Annotated in this window: 15 protein-coding genes and 1 riboswitch; of the genes, 4 read left to right on the top strand and 11 right to left on the bottom strand. The window is 71.7% G+C overall.

All coding sequences use genetic code 11. From position 1 onward, the window contains the following. Positions 1-63 precede the first annotated feature (63 nt). The 8 genes from ACFWHU_RS20925 to ACFWHU_RS20890 all read right to left on the bottom strand — a co-directional run bounded on the left by ACFWHU_RS20925 (position 64) and on the right by ACFWHU_RS20890 (position 7,161). Positions 64-1,677, bottom strand: coding sequence for an alpha/beta hydrolase (locus ACFWHU_RS20925; protein WP_387226247.1), 1,614 nt, complete (start codon positions 1,675-1,677; stop codon positions 64-66). Positions 1,678-1,821: 144 nt separating this feature from the next. Further along, the gene (locus ACFWHU_RS20920; RefSeq protein WP_387226244.1) at positions 1,822-2,637 is read right to left on the bottom strand and encodes an urease accessory protein UreD; all 816 of its coding nucleotides are present in this window, start codon (positions 2,635-2,637) and stop codon (positions 1,822-1,824) included. Beyond that, positions 2,634-3,329 carry an urease accessory protein UreG gene (ureG, locus tag ACFWHU_RS20915; protein WP_387226242.1) on the bottom strand — a complete coding sequence of 232 codons (696 nt, stop codon included), beginning with the start codon at positions 3,327-3,329 and terminating at the stop codon, positions 2,634-2,636. The genes ACFWHU_RS20920 and ureG overlap by 4 nt, the downstream gene beginning before the upstream one ends. Positions 3,330-3,382: 53 nt before the next feature. Next, positions 3,383-4,057 (bottom strand): urease accessory protein UreF, encoded by a 675-nt coding sequence (locus ACFWHU_RS20910; protein ID WP_387226240.1) that lies wholly within the window; start codon positions 4,055-4,057, stop codon positions 3,383-3,385. Next, positions 4,057-5,778 (bottom strand): urease subunit alpha, encoded by a 1,722-nt coding sequence (locus ACFWHU_RS20905; protein WP_387226238.1) that lies wholly within the window; start codon positions 5,776-5,778, stop codon positions 4,057-4,059. The genes ACFWHU_RS20910 and ACFWHU_RS20905 overlap by 1 nt, the downstream gene beginning before the upstream one ends. Continuing rightward, positions 5,771-6,082, bottom strand: coding sequence for an urease subunit beta (locus ACFWHU_RS20900; RefSeq protein WP_387226236.1), 312 nt, complete (start codon positions 6,080-6,082; stop codon positions 5,771-5,773). Before ACFWHU_RS20900 ends, ACFWHU_RS20905 begins: the two co-directional genes overlap by 8 nt. Positions 6,083-6,097: 15 nt before the next feature. Then, complete coding sequence (locus tag ACFWHU_RS20895) at positions 6,098-6,400, bottom strand: urease subunit gamma (protein WP_069626722.1); 303 nt, start codon at positions 6,398-6,400, stop codon at positions 6,098-6,100. Positions 6,401-6,534: 134 nt separating this feature from the next. Further along, the gene (locus ACFWHU_RS20890; protein WP_385803068.1) at positions 6,535-7,161 is read right to left on the bottom strand and encodes a TetR/AcrR family transcriptional regulator; all 627 of its coding nucleotides are present in this window, start codon (positions 7,159-7,161) and stop codon (positions 6,535-6,537) included. A 121-nt stretch (positions 7,162-7,282) separates the two neighbouring features. On the opposite strand from ACFWHU_RS20890, the gene ACFWHU_RS20885 reads away from it, so the two are divergent. Continuing rightward, positions 7,283-8,287 (top strand): ABC transporter permease, encoded by a 1,005-nt coding sequence (locus ACFWHU_RS20885; RefSeq protein WP_387226233.1) that lies wholly within the window; start codon positions 7,283-7,285, stop codon positions 8,285-8,287. 117 nt (positions 8,288-8,404) lie between these two features. On the opposite strand, the gene ACFWHU_RS20880 is transcribed toward ACFWHU_RS20885, so the two are convergent. Continuing rightward, on the bottom strand, positions 8,405-8,695 hold the full coding sequence (locus ACFWHU_RS20880) for a type II toxin-antitoxin system Phd/YefM family antitoxin (protein ID WP_385803064.1): 291 nt from the start codon (positions 8,693-8,695) through the stop codon (positions 8,405-8,407). An 84-nt stretch (positions 8,696-8,779) separates the two neighbouring features. Between ACFWHU_RS20880 and ACFWHU_RS20875 the strand changes: the two genes are divergently transcribed. From ACFWHU_RS20875 to ACFWHU_RS20865, 3 genes are all read left to right on the top strand, one after another. Next, positions 8,780-9,415, top strand: a complete 636-nt coding sequence (locus tag ACFWHU_RS20875; RefSeq protein ID WP_385803062.1) for an ATP-dependent Clp protease proteolytic subunit — start codon at positions 8,780-8,782, stop codon at positions 9,413-9,415. A 7-nt stretch (positions 9,416-9,422) separates the two neighbouring features. After that, complete coding sequence (locus ACFWHU_RS20870) at positions 9,423-9,728, top strand: hypothetical protein (protein WP_385803061.1); 306 nt, start codon at positions 9,423-9,425, stop codon at positions 9,726-9,728. Between the two features lie 356 nt (positions 9,729-10,084). Further along, positions 10,085-10,268: riboswitch (cyclic di-AMP (ydaO/yuaA leader) on the top strand. A gap of 3 nt (positions 10,269-10,271) precedes the next feature. Beyond that, positions 10,272-10,745, top strand: coding sequence for a C40 family peptidase (locus ACFWHU_RS20865; protein WP_387226230.1), 474 nt, complete (start codon positions 10,272-10,274; stop codon positions 10,743-10,745). A 65-nt stretch (positions 10,746-10,810) separates the two neighbouring features. On the opposite strand, the gene ACFWHU_RS20860 is transcribed toward ACFWHU_RS20865, so the two are convergent. After that, entirely contained in the window at positions 10,811-11,242 is a 432-nt protein-coding gene (locus tag ACFWHU_RS20860) for an ATP-binding protein (RefSeq protein ID WP_387226228.1), read from the bottom strand. A 250-nt stretch (positions 11,243-11,492) separates the two neighbouring features. Beyond that, positions 11,493-12,701, bottom strand: coding sequence for an 8-amino-7-oxononanoate synthase (locus tag ACFWHU_RS20855; RefSeq protein ID WP_387226226.1), 1,209 nt, complete (start codon positions 12,699-12,701; stop codon positions 11,493-11,495). Positions 12,702-12,811 lie beyond the last annotated feature (110 nt).

The raw sequence follows: 12,811 nt of genomic DNA, 5'->3' as shown, positions 1-12,811 counted from the left end.
GGGAGGGGGCGGCGGCCTGTACAGGCCGCCGCCCCCTCCCCCGTCACCGGTGCTCCCCGCGCCTTACGGCTTGGGCGTGGCGTGCGGTGCGCACGTCACGTCGCGGCTGTCGAGCTCGCCGCTGAGCAGATACGACTCGACGCGGTCGTTGATGCACGGGTTCGCCACATTGGTGATTCCGTGCGAACCGGCGTCCCGCTCGGTGATCAGGCGTGAGCCCTTGAAGCGCTTGTGCAGCTCGACGGCGCCCCCGTACGGGGTGGCGGCGTCGCGCGTGGACTGCGCGATCAGTACGGGCGGCAGGCCGCGGCCCGTCCCGACCTCGACCGGTGTCTGCTGCTCCACGCCCCAGGTGGCGCAGGGCAGGTTCATCCAGGCGTTGGCCCAGGTGAGGAACGGGTGGTCGCGGTGGAGCCGGGTGTTGTCCCGGTCCCAGGTGCGCCAGCTCGTGGGCCACTTGGCGTCGGCGCACTCGACGGCGGTGTAGACCGCGTTGCTGTTCTCGGCGCGCGCGTTGCCGACCGTGTCGGACAGGTCGGGTGCGGCGGCGTCGACGAGCGCCTGGGTGTCTCCGGCCAGGTACTTGCTCCAGGTGTCGGCGACCGGCACCCAGCTGGAGTCGTAGTACGGAGCGCTCTGGAACAGACCGATGAGTTCGGCCGGTCCCACGACGCCGCCGATCGGGTCCTTCTTGGCGGTGGCGCGGAGCTTGTCCCACTGCTTCTCGACCTTGGCGACGGTGTCGCCGATGTGGAACGCCGCGTCGTTCTCGGCGACCCACTTCTTCCAGTCGTCGAAGCGCGTCTCGAAGGCGACGTCCTGGTCCAGGTTGGCCTGGTACCAGATCTTCTCCTTCGACGGGTTGACCACGCTGTCCAGGACCATGCGTCGCACATGGGACGGGAAGAGCGTGCCGTAGACGGCGCCCAGGTAGGTGCCGTAGGAGACGCCGACGAAGTTGAGCTTCTTGTCGCCGAGCGCGGCCCGCAGGACGTCCAGGTCACGCGCGGTGTTGGGCGTCGTCATGTGCGGCAGCATCCAGCCGCTGCGCTCCTTGCAGCCGTCCGCGTACTCGGCGGCGAGCTTGCGCTGTGCTCGCTTGTCGGCCTCGCTGTCGGGGACGGGGTCGGCCTTGGGGGCCTTGACGAACTCCTGCGGGTCGACGCACGAGATGGGCGTCGAACGGCCGACTCCGCGCGGGTCGAAGCCGACGAAGTCGTACGCCTTCGCGGCGTCCGCCCAGATGGCGTTCTTGGTCACGACACGGCGCGGGAACGCCATGCCGGAACCGCCGGGGCCACCGGGGTTGTAGACGAGGGAGCCCTGACGCTCACTCGCGCCGCCCGTGTTGCCTATCCGGTCGACGGCTATCTTGATCTGCTTGCCGTTCGGACGGGCGTAGTCGAGCGGAACGCTCACGTAGCCGCACTGGATCGGCTTCTCCAGGGCCCAGTCGGCCGGGCAGTCCGCCCAGTCGATGCCCTTCTTCGCGGCCCGCTCGGCGGCGACCTGCGCGCCCTGTGCCTGAGCGTTCCGGCTCTTCTGCTCCTCGCCCCGCGACTTCGAGCCGTCGGCCGTGCGGCCGTCGGCGCTCGCCGACGTGGCGGCGAGCGTGGTCGCTATGAGCGTGCCCGCGAGCAGAGTGCCGGCCGAGCCGAGTAGTGCTGTGCGTCTCAAGTGGTACCTCCCCCTGTGTGCGCGCCGCGCGCTGCGGCGCTGTTCGTAGGGTTACCGGGAGGATCCTTTCGTCTCCGGGCCCGTCGGGAACAGGTGATGGCCCTGATTCTTTGCCGAACCGATAGCCGGTGAATCCGGTTCCGCTCAGCGGTACATGTCCGCCAGGGCGTCGTCCAGGACCCGTCGCAGCGCCCGGGCGTCCGGGGCGAGGGCGGTCACGAGCGCTCCGGGACCGGTGAGCGGGGTGAGTACGGCGGTGTCGCCGAGCATTCTCGGCGCCACCGGCTTGTCCTCGAACTCCGGTGCCACCAAGAGCAGTTGTCCGACAGCGCGGTGTCCGCCGATGACCGCGCCGCCGTCCCATCCGCCGGGTGCGCCTGGCCCGAGGGCGAGTTGCTGGTCAAGCAGCGGGTGGCCCGCGTGGTGCACGGTGAGCCGGGAGGTGACGGTGCCGGGCGCCTCCCCGTGGCGGCCGAGGATCAGTTCCTCGCGCAGCACCAGCCGGGCGGTGGTGCCGAGTTCGACGCGGGTGCGGGCGCGCAGGTCGCTGCCGGTGACGGAGATGAGCTGCTCGGGCAGCCAGTGCAGTACGGCGCCCGCTCCGACCGTCAGACGTACGTCGTAGCCGGCGTGGTCGGCGGGCTCGTCGCCGGCGCGGCGGCCGGGCAGCGCGATCATGGCCGCCGCCGCATCGACGGTGAGCGCGGCCCCGTCCCGTACGACCGCTTCCAGGGCGAGCCGGTCACCGCCGAGCGGTGCGCTCATCGCGCCGACGACGGTGACGCGGGCGGGCGCGGTGCCGCGGGCGCCGGGGCCGGCGCCCTGGGCGGGGCCCGCGGCGGTGGTGGCCGCTCGCGTACGGCGCAGTGCCAGCGGACCGGCGCTCTCCAGCACGGGCAGGGCGGTGCCGCCGCGCCCGTCGGGGGCGGCGGTGATCCGGGCGGTGGCGTGGACGCTCATGCGGTCCAGGCGGTGAATCGCTCGCGTACCCAGTCGGCCACCGGGGCCACTCCGTCGGGGCCGGTGAGCGAGGTGAACAGGACGGGCAGTTCGCCGCGCTGCTCCTTGGCGTCGGACGCCATGCGCCCGAGGTCCGATCCGACGTACGGCGCGAGGTCGGTCTTGTTGATCACCAGCAGGTCCGAGGTGGTGACGCCGGGGCCGCCCTTGCGGGGAATGTCGTCGCCGCCGGCGACGTCGATGACGAAGATCTGCGCGTCCACGAGGCCCTTGGAGAAAGTGGCGGTGAGATTGTCCCCGCCGGACTCGACGAGGATCAGGTCGAGGGGGCCGACCGAGTCCTCGAGGTCTTCGACGGCTTCGAGGTTGGCGGAGATGTCGTCGCGGATCGCGGTGTGCGGGCAGGCCCCGGTCTCGACCGCCTGGATCCGCTCGGCGGGCAGCACGGCGTTGCGCAGCAGGAACGCCGCGTCCTCCCGCGTGTAGATGTCGTTGGTGACGACTGCGATGGACAACTGGTCGCGCAGGGCCCGGCAGAGGGCCGCGACGGTCGCGGTCTTGCCGGAGCCGACGGGCCCGCCGAGGCCGATGCGCAGCGCCCGCCGCGAGCCGTCCAGGCGGGCGGCCCCGGCGCCGTGGCCGTGCGGGTCCAGATACGGGTCGGTGTACGGGTCGGCGTGGTCGAGGTGCACGGTGCGGCTCCTTCGTGGTCGTACGGGCGGGCGTGTCGGCAGGTGTCCGGGCGTTACGAGGCGAAGAGGCGCACCGCCCAGGCCGCGTGCGCCTCGGCGGTGATGTCCAGCAGCGGCGCCGAGGCGGCGGGCAGGGCGCCGGGGCCCTTACGTACGGCGCGGTGCGCGGTGGCCACGGCGTGCAGTGCGGTGGCGTCGATCTCGGGTGCCAGCCGGGCCAGGACGGCGGTCGCGTCGAAGGGGTCCAGGCTGAGCAGGCGTACGGCGGCGGTGGCCGGGCCGCTGACCGTCTCGTACAGGACGCAGTGGGCGGCGTCCTCGGGTCCGAGGCCGGCCGAGCGCGCGGCGAGGCCGAGGACGATCGGCTGGTGGGCGCCGCGCGGGCGGGCCGCCGCCAGCGCGGCGAGTTCGGGGCCCGGCCAGGTGGCGCGCGCCGCGCGCATCATCTGGCGGCCGAGTTTGCGTGCGGTGGCGCGCAGGGCGGGTGAGGGGGTGCGTGCGTCGGCGGCCTCGTCCAGCGCGAGGGGGTCGACGCCGAGCACCGCCGCCGCGGCGAGCGCGGCGGCGGTGAGGCCGGTGGTGTGGAGCCGGCCCCGGCAGAAGGACGCCAGGTCGCGGGCGTCGGTGAGCCGCCCCGCGCGAACGGCCGCCTCGGCGCCGCCCGAGTGGGCGTGGCCGCCGGCCGGGAACCGTCCGTCGGCGAGGACGAGCAGTGCGGCGCGGCTCATCAGAAGAGGAAGTAGCGCTGCGCCAGGGGCAGTTCGGCGGCGGGCGCGGGTTCGACCACATCGCCGTCGATCGTGACCGTGAAGGTGTCGGGGTCGACCTGGACCCGCGGCAGGGCGTCGTTCTGCCGCATGTCGGCCTTGCCGACGGAGCGGGTGTTCTCGATGGGTACGAAGCGCTTGCCGAGACCGAGGCGTTCGGGCAGGGCGTCCTCGATGGCCTCCTGCGCCACGAAGTTGAACGAATTGGAGGCGGGGGCCGTGCCGGTCGCGCCGAACATGGGCCGGGGCATGACGGGTTGCGGGGTGGGGATGGACGCGTTGGCGTCGCCCATCTGCGCGTACGCGATCTGGCCGCCCTTGATGACCAGTTGGGGCTTCACGCCGAAGAACGCCGGGTCCCACAGGACGAGATCGGCGAGCTTGCCGGTCTCGACGGAGCCGATCTCGTGGCTGAGTCCCTGCGCCACGGCCGGGTTGACGGTGTATTTGGCGACGTAGCGGCGGACCCGGTGGTTGTCGGCCCGGCCGTCGCCGGGCAGTGCGCCCCGGCGCTTCTTCATGACGTGCGCGGTCTGCCAGGTCCGCAGGATGACCTCGCCGATACGGCCCATGGCCTGTGAGTCGGAGGAGATGATCGAGATGGCCCCGAGGTCGTGCAGGATGTCCTCGGCCGCGATGGTGGACGGTCTGATGCGTGACTCGGCGAACGCCAGGTCCTCGGGGACCGCGGGGTTGAGGTGGTGACAGACCATCAGCATGTCGAGGTGTTCGTCGATGGTGTTGACGGTGTGCGGCCGCGTCGGGTTGGTCGAGCTGGGCAGGACGTACGGCTCGGAGACCACCGTGATGATGTCGGGGGCGTGACCGCCGCCAGCGCCCTCCGAGTGGTAGGCGTGCAGGGTCCGCCCGGCGACGGCGGCGAGTGTGTCGGCGACGAATCCGGCCTCGTTGAGTGTGTCGGTGTGGATGGCGAGCTGTACGCCGGTCTCCTCGCAGACACGGAGACAGGCGTCGATGACGGCCGGGGTCGCCCCCCAGTCCTCGTGGATCTTGAACCCGAGTGCGCCGCCCCGCAGTTGGGAGTACATGGCGTCGCGCGACATCGTGTTGCCCTTGCCGAGCAGTCCGATGTTGACGGGGGCCGACTCCAGGGCGGCGAACATGCGCGCCAGGTGCCAGGGGCCCGGGGTGACGGTGGTGGCCTTCGTTCCCTCGGCGGGTCCCGTACCGCCGCCGACGAGCGTGGTGATGCCGGAGGAGAGCGCCTGGTCGACGAGGGTCGGCGAGATGAAGTGGACGTGGGCGTCGACGGCACCGGCGGTGAGGATCTTCCCGTTGCCCGCGATGATCTCGGTCTCGGGTCCGATGACGAGATCGGGGTGGACGCCGTCCATGGTGTCCGGGTTTCCGGCCTTGCCGATGCCGGTGATACGGCCGTCCCGGATGCCGATGTCGGCTTTGACGATGCCCCAGTGGTCGATGATCACGGCGCCGGTGAGCACGGTGTCCGGGGCTCCCTCGGCCCGCGTCGTACGAGACTGGCCCATCGATTCGCGGATCACCTTGCCGCCGCCGAACACCGCCTCGTCCCCGGCGAGTCCGGGGCCGCCGGAGCGGTCCTCCTCGATCTCGACCAGGAGGTCGGTGTCGGCGAGCCGGATCCGGTCGCCGGTGGTGGGGCCGAAGAGGTCGGCGTAGACGGCTCTGTTCAGCTCAGGCATCGAGGGGACCTCCGGTCTCGCCGCGCAGGCCCGGTACGACGCGGTGCCCGGCGAGCGGGACGAGTTCGACGTCGACGGGGATACCGGGCTCGAACCGTACGGACGTGCCTGCGGCCACGTTCAGGCGCAGACCGTACGCCGCGGCGCGGTCGAACCGCAGGCCGGGGTTGGTCTCGGCGAAGTGGTAGTGGGAGCCGATCTGGACGGGCCGGTCGGCGGCGTTGAGCACGGTGAGACGGGTGACGGGGCGGCCCTCGTTGAGGGGCACGGCGTCGTCGGCGTGGAGGATCTCTCCGGGAATCACGGCGGCGCTCCCCCGTCAGACGATCGGGTCGTGGACGGTGACGAGCTTGGTGCCGTCCGGGAAGGTGGCCTCCACCTGCACGTCGTGGATCATCTCGGGGATGCCCTCCATGACGTCGTCACGGGTGAGCACCTTGCGTCCGGAAGCCATGAGTTCGGCGACCGTACGGCCGTCCCTGGCGCCTTCGAGGAGGTGCGAGGTGATCAGGGCGACCGCCTCGGGATGGTTGAGACGCAGCCCGCGCGCCAGTCGTCTGGTGGCCACGTCGGCGGCCACATGGATGAGCAGACGTTCCTGTTCGTGCGGGGTCAACTGCACCTTTCCACCTCACTGTTGCGGCCCGGTCCGGCGTGGAGCCTGTTGTCACACGCGTCGATTCAACACTCTGTTGAACGCGAAATGGGCCCACACAGAGAGACATGGCACGTTACGGCGGAAGTTTTTCCGGCAGGTTAACCGGGCTTTGGAGCGCCCATGGACATCAACGCGCGCAGGCCGTCCTGAAGGATCTCCACCGGGGCCTCGCCGAACAGCGCCTGCTGGACGGCGAAGCCCTGCACCGTGGCGATCATCGTGCGGGCGACGTGCTCCGCCGGAATGTCGTCGCGCATCAGCCCCGCAGCCTGGTACCCCTCGACGACCTTGACCCAGGCGACGCGCACCGTGTCGTAGCCGGTCCGGAGCAGCGCCGCGAGCGACTCGTTGCGCAGGGTCTCCCCCCACACCTGGATGAGCAGGCGGGGCACCTCGACGCCGGCGGCGGGGCCCCGGACGAACTCCCCGCGCAGAACGCGTCCCATCACCTCGACGACCAGTACATCGGGCGGGTCGGGCGGACTCTGGCGCGCGGCCTCCTCGAACGCCTCCCTGACGGTGTCGAGGACCTCGGTGACGATGGCCCCGATCAGCTCCTCCTTGCCGCTGAAGTAGCGGTAGACGGCACCGGCGGAGAGGTCGACCTCGCGCAGCACGTCCTGCATGGAGGTGGCGTGGAAGCCGTTGCGCGCGAAACAGCGCGCGGCGCCGTCGAGGATCTGACGCCTGCGGGCGTCCAGGTGCTGCTGCGATACACGTGCCATACGGTCAACGTAAAACGAACATTCCTTCTTGACAAGCTTCCGCTTCGCCGGTGACAGTGACGGGACCCGCAAAACGAACGATCCTTCTTTTTAAGCTTCCGTGGACCGAAACGAGGACTCGATGTCCGCCACCCCCACCCGCCGCATGATCGGCGTCATGCTCCTGATCCCCCTGATCGCCGCTCTGGCGCTGTGGGCCTTCGCCTGGCCCGCCGCGCGCGTGGCCCCGCACGATCTGCCGGTCGGCGTGGCCGGGCCCGCCTCGGCGACGGCGCCGCTCCAGCAGGGATTCGAGCGGCGGCCGGGCGCCTTCGATGTGCACCGGTACGACGACGAGGCCGCCGCCCGCGCGGCGATCGAGGAGCGGGACGCCTACGGGGCCGTGGTCGCCACCCCGGAGGGACCACATCTGCTGACGGCGACGGCGGCCGGCCCGGTCGTCGCCCAGCTGCTCAGGGAAGCCGTGACCGCACAGGCACCGGCGGGCACCCAGGTGCGCGTGAGCGACGTCGTCGCGACGCCCCCGGGGGACCCGCGAGGCGGCGCGTTCGGCGCGAGCATGCTCCCGCTGTCACTGGCGGGTGTCGCCACCGGCGCGCTGGTGAGCCTGCTCGCACTGCGGGGAGTGCGCGCACTGGGCACGCTGTTCGGGGCGGCGGCACTGGCGGGTCTCACCGCCACCGCACTCGCCCACAGCTGGCTGGACGTTCTCGCCGGCGACTGGTGGGCGGAGGCAGGGGTGTTCGGGCTCGCCGTACTGGCCATCGGCTCGACCGTGGCCGGACTCGCCGCGCTCCTGGGACGGGCCGGGATCGGCCTCGGCGCGCTGCTGGTGGTGCTGCTCGGCAATCCGCTCTCGGGGGTGTCGAGCGCGCCCGAACTCCTGCCGGAATCGGTCGGGATGATCGGCCCGTGGCTGCCGCCGGGCGCGAGCGGTTCACTGCTCCGCTCGGTCGCCTACTTCGACGGGAACGCGGCGGGGACGCCCGCGCTGACGCTCACGGTGTGGGCCGTGCTGGGCCTGACCGCGGTGCTGGTGGGAGCACGCCGCACGGCAGCGACCCCCGAGACACCGGCCTCACCCGGCGCCCCGGCCCTCGCGCGCGAGTCCGCTTCGGCCGCCTGACCCGGATGCCCGGCGCCGGGCGGGCCCGAGCCCGTCCGGCGCTTGAGGACACAAGGCAGCCCGTCCGGCGCTCGAGGACAGAACAATCAGCCCGCCCCGCGCTTGAGGGCGAAGGCCTCAGCGCCTCTCCGGCGGCTCGTGCTTCGCCACGATGCCGAAGTCCGCGCGTTCGCCCGGAGCGGACGCCACCGACCTGATCGCGCTCACCGAGGCGATCACGCGCTCCTCGGCGGCGGCTGCCTCCTCCGACTTCAGGCTCTCCAGTCGTTCCAGGTCAGCGGCCGACACCAGGGCGACGAGCGGCTTGCCGTGACGTGTCACGACGACGTGTTCCTCGCCGTAGACGACCCGGTTGATCAGGTCCGCCAGTTCCGCCCTCGCTTGCGTCACCGGAATTTCGTAAGCCATGCTCGCCATCTTACGACCTGTACGTCCTGTACATTTTTTACAGACGGACGAGAGCCGCGTCCGGCACGCGAGGAGAGGCACACCATGAACCGTCCTTCCGCCCGTTACGTCCTGCCCGAGTTCACCGAGCGGACCTCCACCGGCACGCGGTCGCTCGACCCGTACTCCAAGCTCTTCGAAGGCCGGATCATCTTCCTCGGCACCGCCCTTGACGACACCTCGGCGAACGACGTGATCGCCCAGCTGCTCCAGCTCGAATACTCGGCGCCCGACCAGGACATCGCCCTCTACATCAACTCCCCCGGCGGCTCCCTCAGCGCCATGTCCGCCGTGTACGACACGATGCAGGTCGTCGGCTGCGACGTGGCGACCACCTGTCTCGGCCAGGCGGTGTCGACCGCCGCCGTCCTGCTGGCCGCCGGGGCGCCCGGCAAGCGGATGGCACTGCCCGGCGCGCGTGTCGTACTCCAGCAGCCGGGGATCGAGGAGCCCGTACGCGGCCAGCCGTCCGATCTCGCCATCCACGCCGAGGAGTTGCTGCGACTGCGGGCCCTGATGGCGCACATGCTGGTGCGGCACACCGGCCGGAGCGCCGAGCGGATCGACAACGACATCGACCGGGACACGATCTTCGACGCGCCGGGCGCCCTGGAGTACGGCCTGGTGGACCATGTCGCACAGGACCGCAGGGCGTCCCTCGGCCTCAACTCCCCCCGGTGAGCGCCCGATGCTGCCGGAACTGCCGCCGCTGCCCGCGCTGACCCGCGCCGAGGGCGACTTCGTCGACAGTTATCTCCAGGTCGTCGACCTGGTGGGCCGGATCAATCCGTCGCGGGGCGACGACACGTACGGCGCGCTGCGCGCCGCACAGGCCCTGGTGGCCAGGGCCGCCGAACTGCGCGACGCGCTGACGCTGATGCACGCCAGAGGCGAGAGGGAGTTGCACACGCCGACCCTGGACCGCGCCCTGCGGGTGCTCGACGGGGAGCGCAGGGCCGGGCGTGTCACCATGCCGCCCGGCCCTGCGACTTGATACGGGCCCGGCCCCACGGACCCGCGACACGACACGAACCGGCGGCCGACCGCCCCGTATGGACGCGTCCGTACGGGAATTGCCCGCTCGTTCGGCGTATCGACGCGCCCGCCGAGATCGGGACGGCGAGTTGCGACGGGTGATCGGCCGTCCGGCCGTAACACACCGCTGCGTCGCAGGTACAGCGCGTGAGTGGTCATATCAGCCGTTCACCGAATCGCCCACAGGGGCCCAAATAGCCCAAAAGTGACGAGGGTCACATCCAGTCGTTGCGGCTCGGAATTTCGCTGATGCCGCGTCAAGATCCGTTGGACGACAAGCCCCCGCCACCTCGGCGGGGCGGTCCGGGTGGACGCCGAGTCCTGCCGCCGCTCCGGATGACTGGTCGACACGAGTGGATCGGCAGGAGTGGAGGACCCGAGCAGTTCGGGGCGTTCCGACCATGGACCGCTCCTCGGGGTGAAGCCGCGCGAGCGGCCGGACATCTTCGCCTGTCCGAACCCGACAGGTCATCCTTCACAGGCGGCTGACGAAGGGTTGCGCATGTCCGCGCAGACGCATGTCCCGTCGCTGCTCTCCCGGGCCGGTACCGCATCGGTCCTCCTCGCCGCCGTCGGCGGCACGATGCTGGCGCCCGGCGCCGTGTCCGAGGCGCACGCCCAGCACGCCGCCGCCGCCAAGGCTCTCCATGTGGCCGCTTCCAAGAAGGGCGCGCCGTACAAGCACGGGGCGGCTGGTCCGCACCGGTTCGACTGCTCGGGCCTGACGGTGTTCTCGTACAAGAAGGCGGGCAAGTCGCTGCCGCGCACGGCGCAGCAGCAGTACAACAAGTCGCGCCACATCCCGGCCTCCAGCCGCAAACGGGGCGACCTGGTCTTCTTCCACTACGGAAACAGCGTCTACCACGTCGGGATCTACGCCGGAGCCGGCAAGATCTGGCATTCGCCGAAGTCGGGCCAGGTGGTGCGGCTGGAGCGCATCTGGTCGAAGAGCGTCTGGTACGGCCGCGTCCGCTGACGCCCGGCGGGTGGCGGGCCGTGCGCGGTAGCCGGTGCGCTGTTCCGGTGCGCGGGTGCGGCGGGTCAGCCCGGGGCGGGGACCGTCCAGGGCAGGGTGATCCAGACCGTCTTGCCGCCGTCCGCCGTGGGAGTGACGGACAGTCCGCCGCCGTACTCGGCGGTCAGCGCCCGGATGATGACCATGCCACGGCCGTTGTCCTGCTGGACCGCGGCCGGGAGCCGCCGCGGCCACCGCGGATGGCTGTCGGTGACTCCGACGCGCAGCCGTTCGTCGCGCTCCAGCGTGACGTCGACCGTGAAGGTCGGTGACGTCCCGAAGGTGTGCTGCACGGCGTTGGTCGCCAGCTCCGAGATGATCAGGCGAACCGTTTCGGCGGTCTCGGCGTCGTCGGGCAGGCCCCACTCCGAGAGGACGCGCGCGACATATCTGCGTGCCTCCGGTACCGAGGCGGGATCGCTCGGCAGGGTGACGGATGCTTCCTGATGGTCTGCCATGGCGACGCTGTCCCTTTCCCACCGGGACGCAGACCGACCTACGGCAGATGCCCGCGAGTACGTCCCCGGATTGCGCTTCGCGACACACTGCCATCAACGGCACCCGGCGCACGGGCGATCCGCCGGGATACGGCCCCGGTTGTCGCTCTAAGCGGTGAACCCTGCTACGCGCAAACGTATTTGAGCGGGCTCAAGTTTCCGGCCCCGGCGACCGAGGTGGGACACCCGTGGGCGGGCACCTACGCGTGCGTCAGACGGCCCGCCCCACGGCACCGGCGGGCGCGGTCGCGACGATCGTCGCGAGCGCCGCGGCGACCTGCCGGTCCGTCAGATCCGCACGGGCCGTGAGCCTGATCCGGGAGATCCCGTCCGGCACCGACGGCGGCCGGAAGCAGCCCACCACCAGCCCCGCGGCCCGGCAGTCGGCGGCCCAGCGCACGGCCGCGTCCGGGGAGGGCGCCCGGACGGAGACGACGGCCGCGTCCGGGCGTACGGCGGTCAGCCCCGCCCCGGTCAGCCCCTGGTGCAGCGCGTGCGCCACCGCCCGCGCCCGGACCGCCAGCGACGGGTCCTCGCGCAGCAGCCGCAGGCTCGCGAGCGCGGCGCCCACGGCGGCCGGCGCCAGTCCGGTGTCGAAGATGAACGACCGCGCGGTGTTGACGAGTTGGTCGATGACCCGGGCCGGCCCCAGGACCGCGCCGCCCTGGCTGCCCAGCGACTTGGAGAGCGTGACGGTGGCGACGGTCCCCGGGTCGCCCGCCAGACCCGCCGCGTGGACGGCGCCACGGCCGCCGTCGCCCAGCACACCGAGACCGTGGGCGTCGTCCACGAGCAGCGCCGCGCCCCGCGTACGGCACACCTCGGCCAACCGCGCGAGCGGCGCCGCGTCGCCGTCCACCGAGAACACCGAGTCGCTGACGACCAGGGCCCGCGAACCCTCGCGCGCTTCGAGCGTCTTGTCCACGGCCTCCGGGTCCGCGTGCGGTACGACGACGGTCTCGGCGCGCGAGAGACGGCAACCGTCCACGATGGAGGCGTGGTTGGCGGCGTCCGACACGACGAGCGAGCCGCGCGCGGTCAGCGCGGTGAGGGCGGCGAGGTTCGCGGCGTATCCGGACGACAGGACGAGCGCGGCCTCGAAACCGCAGAACGCGGCCAGCTCGCGCTCCAGTTCGGCGTGCAGGGCGGTGCTTCCGGTGACCAGCCGGGAGCCGGTGGCGCCCGCGCCCCAGCGGCGCGCCGCGTCGGCCGCCGCGCCCGTCGTCACGGGGTGGTGCGTGAGCCCCAGGTAGTCGTTGCTCGCCAGATCCAGCAGCGCCGAGCCGGCGTCGCGGGGCCGCAGCGTACGGACGAGACCGGAACGCTCGCGCCGGCGGGCCTCGTCGTCGATCCAGCCGAACGGATCCGGCGGAGCCGACGGGGCGGGCGTGCTCGGCACGGGCGGCGGCTCGGTTGGCACGGCTCAGGTCCTTTTGTAGGCAGCCCACAGACCCTAACCGTGGTCGAACCCGGCTCGAGTGTGGTCATACACACACCTGAATGCACCTGTCTTGTAGGATTCATCCTTGG

Source organism: Streptomyces sp. NPDC060366 (assembly GCF_042725135.1).
Classification (GTDB): Bacteria; Actinomycetota; Actinomycetes; order Streptomycetales; family Streptomycetaceae; genus Streptomyces.
The sequence above is the reverse complement of the archived record's forward strand: the minus strand, read 5'-3'. Positions and strand labels throughout refer to the sequence as shown.

Excerpts from the sequence above, each read along its gene's own strand:
- ACFWHU_RS20890 (WP_385803068.1), bottom strand. The coding sequence starts at position 7,161 with ATGGCACGTGTATCGCAGCAGCACCTGGACGCCCGCAGGCGTCAGATC.
- ACFWHU_RS20865 (WP_387226230.1), top strand. The coding sequence starts at position 10,272 with ATGTCCGCGCAGACGCATGTCCCGTCGCTGCTCTCCCGGGCCGGTACC.
- ACFWHU_RS20910 (WP_387226240.1), bottom strand. The coding sequence starts at position 4,057 with ATGAGCCGCGCCGCACTGCTCGTCCTCGCCGACGGACGGTTCCCGGCC.
- ACFWHU_RS20880 (WP_385803064.1), bottom strand. The coding sequence starts at position 8,695 with ATGGCTTACGAAATTCCGGTGACGCAAGCGAGGGCGGAACTGGCGGAC.
- ACFWHU_RS20870 (WP_385803061.1), top strand. The coding sequence starts at position 9,423 with ATGCTGCCGGAACTGCCGCCGCTGCCCGCGCTGACCCGCGCCGAGGGC.
- ACFWHU_RS20885 (WP_387226233.1), top strand. The coding sequence starts at position 7,283 with ATGTCCGCCACCCCCACCCGCCGCATGATCGGCGTCATGCTCCTGATC.
- ACFWHU_RS20905 (WP_387226238.1), bottom strand. The coding sequence starts at position 5,778 with ATGCCTGAGCTGAACAGAGCCGTCTACGCCGACCTCTTCGGCCCCACC.
- ACFWHU_RS20875 (WP_385803062.1), top strand. The coding sequence starts at position 8,780 with ATGAACCGTCCTTCCGCCCGTTACGTCCTGCCCGAGTTCACCGAGCGG.
- ACFWHU_RS20920 (WP_387226244.1), bottom strand. The coding sequence starts at position 2,637 with ATGAGCGTCCACGCCACCGCCCGGATCACCGCCGCCCCCGACGGGCGC.
- ACFWHU_RS20860 (WP_387226228.1), bottom strand. The coding sequence starts at position 11,242 with ATGGCAGACCATCAGGAAGCATCCGTCACCCTGCCGAGCGATCCCGCC.